Genomic DNA, 13,464 nt, shown 5'->3' on the forward strand with positions numbered 1-13,464 from the left:
GCTACTTTGTCCAGCCGGGACCCGGAGAGAATCCCGGTTGGCCTCTCCCTTCGCTGGAAATGGCGGTCGGGTACCTCATTGGATGGTTCACCGGTCGCGACGAGTGGTGAGCGAGAGGACAGTGGAACGGGGGCGCGTTCTGCCCTCCCAGGTTCGGGCGGTACTCGACAGCGAGGCGGCCTAGATACCTGCGATCCGAAGGTAGCGAAATCCCTTGGGAATGCTGGGAAGTGACCGCGCTGGAAGCGACAGCCGGCTGGAACCCGCCCTTTCTTTCTAAGGTGGTCCGAAACGTGAAAACCCCCTACGCCTTCCCTCGCGGTGAGGGTGTGACGTAGGGGGTTCGTCATGCGCACCTAGGAACGTTCCGAGGTGGTCACGCGTCCGTATCCGATCCGGTCAAGGTAACGGCGTCCAGTGCGAGCGGACACGCCGAAATGGTCGGCCACAACCTGACCGGTCAGCGGTCGCCCGTGGCGGGATTCGAGGACGGTCACAGCGGCGCGGATATCGTCATCACTCGGCGGGCCGTCCGGTGCATTGTCCTCGCTGTCCGGCTCGCTGTCCGCGTTGAAGTCCTGCCATAGGGAAGTGTCCGGCCATACGCCATTCTGCGGGGCCACCGCTGGCCGGTCAGTCTCCTCGGTTGGCCGAATGTCCGTGACGCTCTTAGCGGGCCGCTCAGCGCGGTGAATTCGCCACACGGTCAGCGGGAACACGGCGTGCAATCCAGCGGACACCCATGTATCGACAGCGGACAGGGATTCCGTCGTGAGGACACCGGCCACATTCGCGGCCACGGCAACGGCCACGGCTAGGGCGACGTCACGGCCCGTCCTGACAGCCCAAATCATGAATAGATCAACGGCCACGGGAACGGCCGGTGCAACGGTCTCGGGCACGCCATGAGACAGCGCTAGGTCACGCTCCACAGCGAAGCTAATAACCATGGCCGCAGCGAGCGCGGCATAGCGGACAGCGTCCGTAAACGATATGAGCCTAAGCACTCGCTGCCTCCCGCTTGCGCCGTGTCTCCTGGTATTCGCGCACGAGGTGGGCAGGCATTCTGGCATAGCGGATGTTGTCAAAAGCCTGCATCCGAGTCACGCGCTTACGGTTCTCGATTGCTTCGCGCTTCTCCTCGATTGCTTCGCGCTCCCGGTACTTACGCCGTGCCGCTGTCATCCGCTCGGCCCACCGAGGTATCTCAAGCTCGGCCCATCGTGCTAGCTCGGCGCGGTACTCATCGGCAATCATTTCTGCACTCCAATTCTCAGTCCCAAATCCCGTCCGGGTCGTCGTCCTCGTCCGGCGCTGTCACAGTGATTCGGGCAGCAGCGGACGGCGACAGCCCTAGCTCAACTCGGGCAGCGCGCAGGATTCCCGAGTAAGTGTTGATCACCGTCGTGGCTGGATTCTTGACGAGAGTTCCATTTGCGCCGACGACGAGTAGGCCGTCCCGGCTGATAATCCGCTCGGCCTGCCATACACGAGCCTGCGCCGTGCAGAACGAAATGACGACCTCTCGCTGAGCATCCGTGATTCGAGTTGCGGCAGACAGCGCAGGAACGATGCGCCGCCAGATATCCGACGCGTCCGCCTTGACCTTTCCAGCGTCCGGGCCGTCACCAATCACCGTGGACCAATCCGGCTCAGTGAGATCACTCGGCGAAAGAGATAGTCGGTCGGCGTGACGGTCGGGCCGGTACGTTCCCTCTCGCCGGTGCTGATCGATTGGCTTAGCCAGGGTCATTGGGGTTCCTCCAGGGGAATAAATAGGCGCAGGTCACGCCACAGAAAAGGCTTTTAACTGACATCACGTTTCTTTGCCTCCCTGCCGCGCCGGATTTGGCCTAGGGGGGAGCCCCTGCCCAGGGGGGTGGGGTCAGAATGGCGGCACATCATCGAACCGACCACGCTGCACGCGCTGTTCCGCCTCGCGCTGGCTTCGCCTCTCAGCAAGGAATCCGCCCGGCTCGCGCTTAGGTCGCTCCTTGGCATCGCAAGGGCGACACAATGGCCGAAGGTGCGTCACGGCATCGGGATTGCGCTCACCCCTCGCGACCAAGTCACGTCGACTGATCGGCCAATGGTCAGCGACCTGCGCCCGTTGCCCGCAGAGAACACACCACGGATTGCGGTAGATAAACCGTGGCTGCACGCGCTCACGCCAGTCACGACCGTAATACGACCCGCCTCGGTTTACCCGCTGCGCTGCTCGCTGTCTCGTGTGCTCGGGGCATGTGCTGTCTTTACCGCGTACCGACTCGGGGCATCCCGGCTGTGCACACGGGCGGGGTGGCTTACTCGGCATGGGGGCCGTCCTCATCCGGGACTAGGGATATCTCGTACGCGTGGGGGTGTTCCTCGCAGCCGGTCAGGTTCTCGACTTCCACACACACAGCGCGGCATCCGACAAAAGGAACGTGCAACATGAGTTGCGAACCCGTAAGACAAGCGCGCGCCAATAGGTCTCCGCTTTCGCTGTATGCGGCCACGTCGTAACCGTGCTCGCAGCGAATGACCGGCTGCACCATGAGGATTCCAGCGGGAATATCGCCGACCGGTTCGAATTCGGTTCGGTAGGTAGCTCCGGCCGCTAGGGCTGCAACGTCGTTCAGCATGGGTTTCCTTCCCACCAGCACACGTGCCAGTGAAGCTACGTACAGGCATCGCCGCAGGTCAGAAAACCTGAGGGAAACGGCCGGCTGGGGGTGTGATCTTGCGTCAGCAAAGGGGCCGTGCCGCTGGCATCCTTCACCAATGGCACGGCCACAGCGCTAAGCGGGCGGGATAACCGGCGGATCAATCGCCTTTCCCGCAGCGTCGCGCGGCGTAATGTCGAACGCCACCAAATCGCCGTGCCGGTTACCGCCCCACACGCGCACGTGCTCTACGCCTCGGCGCATTACGGGACCGGCATAACCAGGGGCACCACATCGGCCCACGCGGGGTAACCATCGGGGAGCCGAGGAAACCAGGGAAACGAGCCGTCCGGGCCGGGGTCGAGCGCGTCGCGGTTCACGATTCCCGCCACGTACGGACAGCGGCAGGATCTCCCCAATTGGGAAGCGGCAGCCGAGGGATTGCGATTGGAGCCCGCCCGTGATCCAGCGGATAGGCCCCCGCCGGGTGAATGGCATACAGCTCGCCGGTCATTCCTCGCGCATATCGGACCGGGTTGCCTCCCCCGTCCGTCGGCTGCACGGGCCGACCGCCACCGTCGCGATTCCAGTTCGGGTAAGAGCCGTCGAGGCCGGGGTCGAGCAGGTTGTCAGCAGTCGTCGCCATTACGCGTCACCGCCGCTCACGTAAGCCTCACGCTTAGCATCCAGCTCATCGGCGAAATCAGCGGCGATCTCCCCGGCTCGCTGCTCGGCCGCATTGATTACGTCGTCCATGATCGTCGCGTCGTAGATCCGGTTCTCAGGAACGGCTCCCGTCTCGCCCAAGCGATTCTGAGCGTCCCCTAGGGCATTCAGGATGTGTCCGCGCTTGAAACGGTGTGCCCTGTACTCGGCGAATGCTTCGAACCAAGGCTCCTTAGAGACAAGCTCATAGAACCGTGCTCGCGCTGCCTTTTCCGCCTCGCGGTTTGCCTCATCCTCAGCGCGCCAAGTTTCCTTGACCCGGCGGGCGTACTCGATCTCTCGTGCGTCCCGCTCAGCGGCGATCTGAGCGGCCTTAGCAGCCTCCTCGGCCTCCAGGGCCGCGAGTTCCTGCGCCGCTTTTTCAGCGGCAGCACGGGCCTTCTCTAGCTTCGCGTCAGTCATCAGGCGTTGCCTCCGAGGTTCTTGTAAGCGGCTGCAATTCGATCCCCACCCGTCGAGTCGGCAGGGCCGGAAACGTCACGGCCGGAAGTGGCAGCAGCCTTCTTGCCGTCCTGGTAGTAACCCAGCGCCATACGCGACTCAGGGCTAAGAGATCCGCCATTGGCCACAACTGCGGCGGCATTCTCCATTGCAGTGCTGTAACGCCAGGACTCCGCACGAGCGCGCAGAACACTTGCAATGGTCGCGTCGGTCATCCCGCTGTCAATGTGATCGCGAGTAGTCATGAATCCTCCTTGATCGCTAGACCAGCGAAGTACTTTCGCCGGTCACTTCGAAAGTGTCGGTATCCAGCGCTGCGCACGAGCCGCGTAAACGAACCCAGCGGGACCGGGCCCACACCGTTTCGCGCGGCCCACCTATTCACAGCGCCGAACAGTTCGTTTTGGTCAACGACTGCGGGGGCGTCAGCCGTGACCGCACGCAGGGCAGCGAACACGACAGCCCGGTACGCGGCATCGTCATGCATCGCGGGAAACCTCCAGGGAAAACAAAAAGACCCCCTCGCTCGGCCTCGGCATAGGCCAAACAAGGGGGTCTTACCGGCGAGGACTACGCCGCTTTGCGCGCACGTAGATCTACCCACCGAAGAATGGGGAAGGGTTGCGGATGCCGCCGCAGAGAGAGCACCTAGGAACGTTCCTAGGTGGTGGCGACCGGTCAGGGGGCATGTGGCGCACCAGCCTGACCAGTCATCACCTATGGACACAGTTTCCGGCTGTCCGGAGTCCAGAGAGTGAGTTGGCTAAGTGCTAGAGCCTGAATTGCCGGAATATCCGACGGCAGTGCGCGCATTGATATCCGACCGTTACGAGCCGGCACTGACCCTCAGCGCCTTTCTACGGGCCTCCGGGGAATGCGTTGACGCGAGGGGCAGCGGGACGGGGAAAGGCGCTCACAGAGCCGCACAGAGGCTTTCAGCTAGGCCGCGTGCTTCCGCTGTCGGTAAGCCTTTTGCTTGTGAGCGTTCGAGCAGTAGCGGCGGGCACGCGTAGCACCGTCCCAACCGGCGCTGTTCTCGCACCCGTCCAGTTCACAAACGGCCTCCCAGCGGGATTCCTCCGCGTCAGCCTTTGCCTGCTCGGCGCACTCCTCGGAACAGAACCGCTGACGGTTGTTCTTCGGCTCGTACGCCTCTCCACAGCGCTCGCAGTCCCGTCCCAAGAGCTTTGCCGCGTACTCAGCGGCCGTCAGCTTGCGTGCGCGCTTCCGGGCCTGCCGACACGCATTTGAGCAGACGGCCCGCTGTCGGCCGGTTAGGACGGTGTCGCATACCTCGCACCGAGGATCACCGATAATCAAGGGCGGGGCACTCCTTCCAGAGGGGTGTTACGTTGCGGCATGTAGTTGTACCTAGTTCCGGTATTGCTAGTAGGACTCCTATAGATGTTGTTGAATGTAGGTACAGAACTACATAAGTACATATAGAGAGTTTCTTGATTAGCTCTCTCCCGCTCCTCGCTGTGCCCGCTGCTTCCTAGCGAGGTAGGCCGCCCGATCCTTGCAACGAGCCGAGCAATAGAGCGCCGGTCGCCCAACACCCTTGTCAGGCACGGGGTTTGAGCAATCCGGACCGGCGCAGCCATCGGCAGGGAATAGAACGGCTTCAACGATTTTCAGCGCGTGGCGTACGTGTGCGTGAGCGTCTTCCGCTATAGGGCCTGCCTCCCATGCCGCTTCTTCCGCTCGCTGGAGCGCTCCGCGTATCTCCTCGAAACGTCGATCTGTCATTGTGGTGTCTCCTCTAAATCCTCAGAAGGGGTCCATGCGTTCCGCTTAATTCGCCGTAACGCCTGACCGGTTCCGCGTTATCCGCGAAAGTAGGTCAAAGAAAACCCCCGCCATCACTGACGGGGGGGCTGTATGTGAAGCGGGCCCCTTAGGCAGCTTCCGCGATAAGCAGCGCGAGCCGTGCCGCCTGTAGATCGGGGGAGTTCCCGAGGTTCTTTCGGAACGCTCGCACGAGTCGGCCGCGCTTGCTGTCCCTCTCGCTGGCCCACGCGTCCATACGCGCGCTCAGCGTCTCCAGGTCAAGCGTGTTCGTGATGGGCACCGCGCAACCTCCCTGTCGTCTCTCCTGCTGCGGGTTCGGGGTCCAGAGAGCGTGTGGGTTAAGTGGCACTTCCTGACGCACCATCAGATAACTTGGCGAAAGCTCTGTGCGGCCGTCTGCGGGCCGTCTGCGGCTCTCTCGGCGTGCCGGGCGGCGAGGCAACGGGAATGGCTCAGACGGCCGTCTGTGGCTTCCCTCGGGGCTGTTGTCGGCAAGCGCGGCGAACCCCTCGGCGCTGGCCGGTCGTTGAGAGCCCATGTACGGCTGTCTGCGGGCGCGAGAAAGCCCCGGCGGGGAAATCCCTCACCGGGGCTCTCGGAGTGCCTTACGGGCCGTCTAGAGGTTCTGCTCTCGCGTCCTCTCGACGTGCTTCACGCCCGCTTCAAAGGCTGCTCCCCATGCCGGGTCGCTCGCCTCCCGCCAGCGGAACTCCAGCCGGTCATACGCGGGCACTCGGTACCCCCGACCCTGAGACGCCTTGAGGACGATTCCCTTGTTTGTCAGCGCGGCCCGCAGCAATGCCCGCTGTCCGGCGATACCGGCCCCGTTCCACAGCGCAGCCAGTGCTTCCGGGTCCATCAGCGGGGTGAGGTCGGCTTCCCGTGTCAGTTCGGTCAACTCAGCCTTTAGCGCGGTGATCTGCTCGGCCACCTGCACGCGCATGCTGTCGAACATGTCCTCGGTCATGCGGCCGAGAACAAAGAACTCCTTGTTGAGCTTTATCTCTCGGCCTACCGCTGATTCAAGGGCGGCCGTTACCTGCATCTTGCGCGCCTCCTTTTCCGGGTCCTTGTAAGCCAGCCACTCACGGGCGATTTCTTGCAGTGTGGCCGACTCGGGGGACAGGCTCAGAATGTGCCCGAACCACGCTTGCGTAACGGCGTCGTCGGCGCGCTCCCGTCCGATGGAAACTCCCTCGCAGACGTGCGCCCCCTCGTTGGTCCGGGCGTAGCACCGGTAAGCGGGCCCGCTGCTGACTTCCTTCACGCCACAGCGACCACAGTGCATGATCCCCGAAAGAAGGTTGGAGATCTCACGCTTACCACGCGCTCGGTTTCCTACGGGGCCGTGCTTCTGCGCGCGACTCGCGAGAATTTCGTTGATCTTGATGTGTTCCGCGAACGTGATGACGCCCTCGCCGCAGGAAACGGGGTTCCCTTTCTTGTCGAACAGCGGAGTACCGCCCCGGTGATATTTCCCCGTCCAGCGTCCGTTCTTGTCGAGCATTCTTTCCCGCTGTGCGACGAGACCGGCCCAAGTCACAGCGTGTACCAGGGCGATGATTCCCGTTGCCTGCCAGTTCCGGCCGTGACGCGTCTTCAAGCCTTCCTCGTTGAGCGTGGCAGCGATCCATGCGGGGGTCTTTCGATCCAACAGGTACTCGGCGATTCGCCGGGCCGTCGGGTACTCCTCGGGGTTGGGCTCTAGGCGTCCCTCACCCTTCACAGCGCGCAAGCCGTAGGGCGTTACGCCGCCGGTCCATTTGCCGTCCGCCTTATGCGCGTCCATGCCCAGCTTGACGAAATCGCCAAGGTCTTTCACTTGGTCGCGCGCCTGTTCGCTCAGGAAGGCAAGCACTGTGCGGGAAGTGCGAGAGTCCAACCCCTCGGACACTACGAATATGTACGCGCCCTGTTCCTCGAACGTGTCGAGCAAGAGGCCGACTTGTCCCATGCCTCGGCGGGAGAGTCGAGAGGTCTTGTAGACGTAGAGCGCTTTCGAGAGTCCAGCTTCCGTGACGGCCGCTGTTGCTTTCTCGAATTCCTCGCGTCGGATGTAGCTCTTGCTTGCGCTTTTTTGCTCGAACCAGACGTGGCGCACTTTCTTGTTTTCCTTGACGCCCTGCGCGCACATGCGGCGGACCTGTTCGCGAAGCGCGCTTAGGGAGTCCTTTTTCTTGGAACGGCGGACGTACATTTCCGCGAGTTCAGCGGGGGCACCTACGGCCGGGGTCCAGAGCCCAAGTTCTTTGAGTTCGTCGTCCTCGAACCCGAGGGCCCGCAGTGCGGGGTAGTCGTCGCGGTGCATCTGTCTCGGTCCTGTCTCCAGAGTCGGACCGCCCCGGCACTGCGGTGCTCTCCCGGCTCGGCGGAATCCTTCGAGGTTTCCGAGCGTGCCGGTTAAGAACCGCAGGTCAGAGCAGTTATGGCTCTGTTGGTCCAAGCCTGTCCGTGGTGTTATGTCGGAAAGGCCCGCTTCGAGAGGGCGCTCGCGGCGTTCCCGCACCGCGACGACGTCGAGGTGGTGCACCGCTCCTTCGAGCTGGACCCCGGCCGCGCCAAGGGCGACGTCCAGCCGGTGCTCACCATGCTCACCCGGAAGTACGGCATGAGCGAGGCGCAGGCCCAGGCCGGCGAGGACAACCTGGGCGCCCAGGCCGCCGCGGAGGGCTTGGACTACCGCACCCGGGACCGCGACCACGGCAGCACCTTCGACATGCACCGCCTGCTGCACTTCGCCAAGGGCCGGGGAAGGCAGGACGAGCTGCTGCAGATCCTCTACCGGGCCAACTTCGCCGAGGAGCGGTCCGTGTACACCGAGGGCGACGAGCGACTGGTGGAGCTGGCCGTGGAGGCCGGCCTGGACGCCGAGGAGGCCCGGGCGGTCCTCGCCGACCCCGCCGCGCACGCCGACGAGGTCCGCGCCGACGAGCGCGAGGCGGCCGAGCTCGGCGCCACCGGCGTGCCCTTCTTCGTCCTCGACCGCACGTACGGCGTCTCCGGCGCCCAGCCCGCCGAGGTCTTCACCCAGGCGCTGACCCAGGCCTGGGGCGAGCGCTCTCCGCTGAAGCCGGTCGGCCAGGGCGCCGCCGAGGCCTGTGGCCCGGACGGGTGCGCGGTGCCCCAGCACTGAGAACCCGCAGGTCGGCGCGGACGTATAAGGGCCGCTGAGGGGATCCACGCAAAATTACGCAATGGACTGCGACTTCATCGGGCCGCAGAGTGGACCCATGGAGACCACGGAGACGTTCGAGAGCCTCGTCCGCGCCGAGTTCGCCCCCAGGACCAGCTACCTCAACACCGCCAGCAACGGCCTGCTGCCCGCCCGTACCGTCAGGGCCCTGCACGAGGCGGCGCTGCTGCGGGCCGAGGGCCTGCCGCTGCTGCCGCTCTACGAGGACGTCGAGGCCTGCCGGGCCGCCTACGCCCGGCTCGCCGGCGTTCCGGCCGCCCGGGTCGCGGCCGGCGCCTCGGTCGCCGCGCACACCGGTGTCATCGCCGCGTCACTCCCCGCCGGCGCCGAAGTCCTCACCGTCGAGGACGACTTCACCTCCGTGGTGAACCCCTTCCACGTCCGCGGCGACCTCAAGGTCCGCACGGTCCCGCTGGAGCGGATCGCCGAGTCCGTCCGGCCGGGCACCGCGCTCGTCGCGCTCAGCGCCGTACAGTCCGCCGACGGGCGGATCGCCGACCTGGCCGCCGTGCGCGAGGCCGCCCGGGAGCACGGCGCGCGCACCTACGTCGACTACTCCCAGTCCGCCGGCTGGCTCCCGATGGACGCGGCCGCCTTCGACTTCAGCGCCGCGGTCTCCTTCAAGTGGCTGCTCGGCCCGCACGGCGCGGCGTTCCTGGTGGTCCCGGAGGACTTCGGCGGACTGAGCCCGGTGCTGGCGGGCTGGGTCGCCGGGGAGCGGCCGTGGGACAGCTGCTACGGCCCGGTCGAGGAACTCGCGCATTCGGCGCGGCAGTTCGACCTCAGCCATGCCCTGTTCACCTACGCCGGACTGCGCCGCTCCCTGGAGCTGATCGAGGAGGTCGGGCTGCCGGCCCTGCACGCGCACGCCGTGGCGCTCGCCGACCGGTTCCGGGCCGGGCTCGCCGGCCTCGGCCACGAGCCGGTGCCCGCGCCCGGCTCGGCCATCGTCTCGGTGCCGGGGCTCGGCGACCGCCAGCCCGGGCTGGGCGAGGCGGGCGTCGTGGTGTCCGACCGCGCGGGCAATCTGCGGGCGGCCTTCCACCTCTACAACACGCCGGCGGACGTGGACCGTCTGCTGGACGCGCTGTCCCGCTGACGGCACGACCGGGCCGGGGCCTCCCGTCCCACACGAGGAGGCCCCGGCCCGGTGGTCGAGGGGTGCTGCCGACGCCTACTTCACAGGAGTGAAGTCCCGCGCCCCGATGCTGTGTCGTCCGGGGGGCGCCCCCCGGACCCCCGGCCGAAGGCGGTTCACCGGACGGGGGTGAAGTCCCGCGCCCCGATGAACTCCGGCCTGCGCACCGGTGCCGCGAACGGCTCAACCGCCTTGTTCTCCACGCTGTTGAAGACGATGAAGACGTTGCTGCGCGGGAACGGCGTGATGTTGTCGCCGGAGCCGTGCATGCAGTTGCAGTCGAACCAGGTCGCCGAGCCGGCCTTGCCGGTGAACAGCCGGATGCCGTGCTCGCCGGCCAGCTTCGTCAGCGCCTCGTCGGACGGGGTGCCCGCGTCCTGCATCTGCAGCGACTTCTTGTAGTTGTCCTCCGGCGTGGCCCCCGCGCAGCCCAGGAACGTGCGGTGCGAGCCCGGCATGATCATGAGCCCGCCGTTGGTGTCGTGGTTCTCGGTCAGCGCGATCGAGACGGACACCGTGCGCATGTTGGGCAGGCCGTCCTCGGCGTGCCAGGTCTCGAAGTCCGAGTGCCAGTAGAAGCCGCTCGCGCCGAAGCCCGGTTTCACGTTGATCCGCGACTGGTGGACGTACACGTCCGAACCGAGGATCTGCCGGGCCCGGCCGACCACCCGCTCGTCGCGCACCAGCTTCGCGAACACCTCGCTGATCCGGTGCACTTCGAAGACCGAGCGGATCTCCTTCGACTTCGGCTCGACGATCGAGCGCTCGTCGGCCCGGATCGCCGGGTCGGCCACCAGCCGGTCCAGCTCGGCCCGGTAGACCTCGACCTCGTCCGGGGTGATCAGCTGGTCGACGGCGAGGAAGCCGTCGCGCTCGTACGCCTGCAGGTCGGCCGTCGGGATCGGGCCGGGCGTGTCGGGGGAGCCCCAGACCACCGGGTCCTGACGGGGCACGGCCACCTCACTGGTGCCGCGGCTGGGGTACAGGTCGGTGACAGCGGTCATGGGTGTCACACCTCCTCGGGCTCGGTGAGCAGCGGGTAGACGCCGTTCTCGTCGTGGTCCTCCCGTCCGGTGACGGGCGGGTTGAACACACAGATGCAGTGGAAGTCCTCCTTGACGCGCAGCGTGTGCCGCTCGTGCCCGTTCAGGAGGTACATGGTGCCGGGCGTGATGGTGTACGTCTTGCCGGTCTCGCGGTCGGTGAGCTCGGCCTCGCCCCGGGTGCAGACGACGGCCTCGATGTGGTTGGCGTACCACATGTGCGTCTCGGTGCCGGCGTACAGGATGGTCTCGTGCACGGAGAAGCCGACCCGCTCCTTGGCGAGGACGATCCGCTTGCTCTCCCACGTGCCGGACGCGGACTTGACGTGCCGGTCGGTGCCTTCGATGTCCTTGAACGATCGGACGATCACGGTGCTGAACTTCCTCCTGGTCGTACGGTGTGCTGTGCGTGCGGCCGGTGGGCCGTACGGAGCGGGTCAGACGGTCTCGCGGACCGAGCGGGAGAGGATGCTGAGACCCTCGTCCAGCTCCTCGGGGGTGATCGTGAGCGCGGGCAGCAGCTTGACGACCTCGCCCTCCGGACCCGACGTCTCGATGAGCAGCCCCAGTTCGAAGGCGCGCCGGGCGACCCGCGAGGCACGGTCCTTGTCGCGGAACTCCAGGCCCCAGACCAGTCCCCGGCCGCGGTACTCCTTCACGTCGGCGAGGTTCTCCTCGGTGATGGAGATCAGTGCCTGCTCGACCTGCTCGCCCCGGGTGCGGGTCTGCTTCTCCATGGCGGAGCCGTCGGTCCAGTACGTCTCGAGGGCCGCGGTGGCGGTGACGAACGCGGGGTTGTTGCCGCGGAAGGTGCCGTTGTGCTCACCCGGCTCCCAGACGTCCAGCTCGGGCTTGAACAGGCACAGCGACATCGGCAGGCCGTAGCCGCTGATCGACTTCGACACGGTGACGATGTCGGGCGTGACCCCCGCCTCCTCGAAGGAGAAGAAGGCGCCCGTACGGCCGCAGCCCATCTGGATGTCGTCGACTATGAGCAGCATGTCCTGGCGCTCGCAGAGTTCGGCCAGCGCCCGCAGCCACTCGGGCCGCGCGACGTTGATGCCGCCCTCGCCCTGCACGGTCTCCACGATCACGGCGGCCGGCTTGTTCAGGCCGGACCCCTGGTCCTCGAGCAGCCGCTCGAACCACAGGAAGTCGGGGACCTGGCCGTCGAAGTAGTTGTCGAACGGCATGGGGGTGCCGTGCACCAGCGGGATGCCCGCGCCGGCCCGCTTGAAGGCGTTGCCGGTGACCGCGAGGGACCCCAGCGACATGCCGTGGAAGGCGTTCGTGAACGACACGATCGCCTCCCGTCCCTTCACCTTACGGGCGAGCTTCAGCGCCGACTCGACGGCGTTGGTGCCCGTCGGGCCCGGGAACATGACCTTGTACGGCAGGTCGCGGGGGCGCAGCACCAGGTTCTCGAAGGTCTGCAGGAAGCTCCGCTTGGCCGTGGTCGACATGTCCAGGCCGTGGGTGACGCCGTCCCGGGACAGGTAGTCGATGAGCGCCCGTTTGAGCACCGGGTTGTTGTGCCCGTAGTTGAGTGAGCCGGCCCCGGCGAAGAAGTCGAGGTACGCGTGGCCGTCCTCGTCGTACATCCGGCTGCCCTGCGCACGGTCGAACACGGTGGGCCAGCCGCGGCAGTAGCTGCGAACCTCGGACTCGAGGGTTTCGAAGACGCTCAGGTCGGGCTGGGTGATCGTCACGGTGAATCGCTCCTCAGTGCGCGGTGGTGGGGGCCAGAGGGCCGATGCGGTACAGGACTTCGGGGTCGTGCGGGCCGTCCGGGAAGAGGCCGGACTGGAACAGCACCTCGCGGGTCAGGTCCGCGCCGTGCCGGGCGGCGAACGAGGTGAACAGCCGCTCGGATGCGGCGTTCCCCGGGGTGATGGTGGTCTCGATGCCGGTGATCCCGCGCTCTTCGGCGAGCCGGGCGGTCAGCCCGTCGAGCAGCGCGGCGGCGATGCCGTGACCGCGGTAGGCGGAGTCCACGGCCACCTGCCAGACGAGCAGGGTGCGGGGGTCGTCGGGCCGCACGTACCCGGTGACGAAACCGACGGGCTCGCCGTCCGCGTCGCGGGCCACCGCCGAGGTGGCCGCGAAGTCCCGGCACCACAGCAGATAGCTGTACGAGGAGTTCAGGTCGAGGGTTTTCGATTCTTTGGCGAGCCGCCAGAGCGAGGCTCCGTCGGTCACCGCCGGTCGGTCTATCAGCAGGTCTGCTGGTGCGGCAGTCATGCGGAAAGAATTTAGCGAGACAATTTGCAGAATGCACGGGCAGGACTGACGGGGCTCATGCTCACGGTGGTGGAATGTCTGGTTTGACCCGCATCAAACTAGGACAAAAGGGCTCGCTTGTGGAGTGTGTCACACGCGTGAAACTTGCCGGAAAACCGGCCCGTTTAGCTTCGCAAAAAGCGGGCAGAAGAATGTGGGAAGCTATCGGCGGGTAAATTCGCGGAAATTGTGAAAGTGATTTGAATT

General features: G+C 65.8%; 13 protein-coding genes. 2 read left to right on the forward strand and 11 right to left on the reverse strand.

Features of this window, described 5'->3' with window-relative positions; genetic code table 11:
* Positions 1 to 356: 356 nt before the first annotated feature.
* The 7 genes from ACZ6B1_RS23805 to ACZ6B1_RS23835 all read right to left on the reverse strand — a co-directional run bounded on the left by ACZ6B1_RS23805 (position 357) and on the right by ACZ6B1_RS23835 (position 7,911).
* Positions 357 to 902: a transfer protein spdA gene (locus tag ACZ6B1_RS23805; protein WP_468781400.1), complete on the reverse strand. Its 546-nt coding sequence runs from the start codon at positions 900 to 902 to the stop codon at positions 357 to 359.
* Between the two features lie 97 nt (positions 903 to 999).
* On the reverse strand, positions 1,000 to 1,257 hold the full coding sequence (locus tag ACZ6B1_RS23810; RefSeq protein ID WP_468781402.1) for a hypothetical protein: 258 nt from the start codon (positions 1,255 to 1,257) through the stop codon (positions 1,000 to 1,002).
* A gap of 16 nt (positions 1,258 to 1,273) precedes the next feature.
* The gene (locus tag ACZ6B1_RS23815; protein WP_393845549.1) at positions 1,274 to 1,753 is read right to left on the reverse strand and encodes a phage terminase small subunit P27 family; all 480 of its coding nucleotides are present in this window, start codon (positions 1,751 to 1,753) and stop codon (positions 1,274 to 1,276) included.
* Between the two features lie 550 nt (positions 1,754 to 2,303).
* A complete protein-coding gene (locus ACZ6B1_RS23820; RefSeq protein WP_468781405.1) occupies positions 2,304 to 2,624 on the reverse strand; it encodes a hypothetical protein in 321 nt (106 codons plus the stop codon).
* A 666-nt stretch (positions 2,625 to 3,290) separates the two neighbouring features.
* A complete protein-coding gene (locus ACZ6B1_RS23825; protein WP_468781406.1) occupies positions 3,291 to 3,773 on the reverse strand; it encodes a hypothetical protein in 483 nt (160 codons plus the stop codon).
* The gene (locus ACZ6B1_RS23830; protein WP_468781408.1) at positions 3,773 to 4,057 is read right to left on the reverse strand and encodes a hypothetical protein; all 285 of its coding nucleotides are present in this window, start codon (positions 4,055 to 4,057) and stop codon (positions 3,773 to 3,775) included. The genes ACZ6B1_RS23825 and ACZ6B1_RS23830 overlap by 1 nt, the downstream gene beginning before the upstream one ends.
* A 2,162-nt stretch (positions 4,058 to 6,219) precedes the next feature.
* Entirely contained in the window at positions 6,220 to 7,911 is a 1,692-nt protein-coding gene (locus ACZ6B1_RS23835; protein WP_468781410.1) for a recombinase family protein, read from the reverse strand.
* Between the two features lie 117 nt (positions 7,912 to 8,028).
* On the opposite strand from ACZ6B1_RS23835, the gene ACZ6B1_RS23840 reads away from it, so the two are divergent.
* Positions 8,029 to 8,736, forward strand: coding sequence for a DsbA family oxidoreductase (locus ACZ6B1_RS23840; RefSeq protein WP_468781412.1), 708 nt, complete (start codon positions 8,029 to 8,031; stop codon positions 8,734 to 8,736).
* Between the two features lie 97 nt (positions 8,737 to 8,833).
* Positions 8,834 to 9,895, forward strand: coding sequence for an aminotransferase class V-fold PLP-dependent enzyme (locus ACZ6B1_RS23845; RefSeq protein ID WP_468781414.1), 1,062 nt, complete (start codon positions 8,834 to 8,836; stop codon positions 9,893 to 9,895).
* A 155-nt stretch (positions 9,896 to 10,050) separates the two neighbouring features.
* Here ACZ6B1_RS23845 and thpD read toward each other — a convergent pair whose 3' ends face one another.
* From thpD to ectA, 4 genes are all read right to left on the reverse strand, one after another.
* Positions 10,051 to 10,938 carry an ectoine hydroxylase gene (gene thpD / locus ACZ6B1_RS23850; RefSeq protein ID WP_468781416.1) on the reverse strand — a complete coding sequence of 296 codons (888 nt, stop codon included), beginning with the start codon at positions 10,936 to 10,938 and terminating at the stop codon, positions 10,051 to 10,053.
* A gap of 5 nt (positions 10,939 to 10,943) precedes the next feature.
* Entirely contained in the window at positions 10,944 to 11,348 is a 405-nt protein-coding gene (locus ACZ6B1_RS23855; protein WP_468781418.1) for an ectoine synthase, read from the reverse strand.
* A gap of 66 nt (positions 11,349 to 11,414) precedes the next feature.
* The gene (gene ectB / locus ACZ6B1_RS23860; protein WP_468781420.1) at positions 11,415 to 12,686 is read right to left on the reverse strand and encodes a diaminobutyrate--2-oxoglutarate transaminase; all 1,272 of its coding nucleotides are present in this window, start codon (positions 12,684 to 12,686) and stop codon (positions 11,415 to 11,417) included.
* 13 nt (positions 12,687 to 12,699) lie between these two features.
* Positions 12,700 to 13,218 (reverse strand): diaminobutyrate acetyltransferase, encoded by a 519-nt coding sequence (ectA, locus tag ACZ6B1_RS23865; RefSeq protein ID WP_468781422.1) that lies wholly within the window; start codon positions 13,216 to 13,218, stop codon positions 12,700 to 12,702.
* Between the last annotated feature and the right edge of the window lie 246 nt (positions 13,219 to 13,464).

This window comes from Streptomyces sp. NPDC041129 (assembly GCF_055592265.1).

Coding starts and splice junctions, on each gene's coding strand:
- ACZ6B1_RS23810 (WP_468781402.1), bottom strand. CDS start 1,257: ATGATTGCCGATGAGTACCGCGCCGAGCTAGCACGATGGGCCGAGCTT.
- ACZ6B1_RS23815 (WP_393845549.1), bottom strand. CDS start 1,753: ATGACCCTGGCTAAGCCAATCGATCAGCACCGGCGAGAGGGAACGTAC.
- ACZ6B1_RS23820 (WP_468781405.1), bottom strand. CDS start 2,624: ATGCTGAACGACGTTGCAGCCCTAGCGGCCGGAGCTACCTACCGAACC.
- ACZ6B1_RS23825 (WP_468781406.1), bottom strand. CDS start 3,773: ATGACTGACGCGAAGCTAGAGAAGGCCCGTGCTGCCGCTGAAAAAGCG.
- ACZ6B1_RS23830 (WP_468781408.1), bottom strand. CDS start 4,057: ATGACTACTCGCGATCACATTGACAGCGGGATGACCGACGCGACCATT.
- ACZ6B1_RS23835 (WP_468781410.1), bottom strand. CDS start 7,911: ATGCACCGCGACGACTACCCCGCACTGCGGGCCCTCGGGTTCGAGGAC.
- ACZ6B1_RS23840 (WP_468781412.1), top strand. CDS start 8,029: ATGGCTCTGTTGGTCCAAGCCTGTCCGTGGTGTTATGTCGGAAAGGCC.
- ACZ6B1_RS23845 (WP_468781414.1), top strand. CDS start 8,834: ATGGAGACCACGGAGACGTTCGAGAGCCTCGTCCGCGCCGAGTTCGCC.
- thpD (WP_468781416.1), bottom strand. CDS start 10,938: ATGACCGCTGTCACCGACCTGTACCCCAGCCGCGGCACCAGTGAGGTG.
- ectA (WP_468781422.1), bottom strand. CDS start 13,218: ATGACTGCCGCACCAGCAGACCTGCTGATAGACCGACCGGCGGTGACC.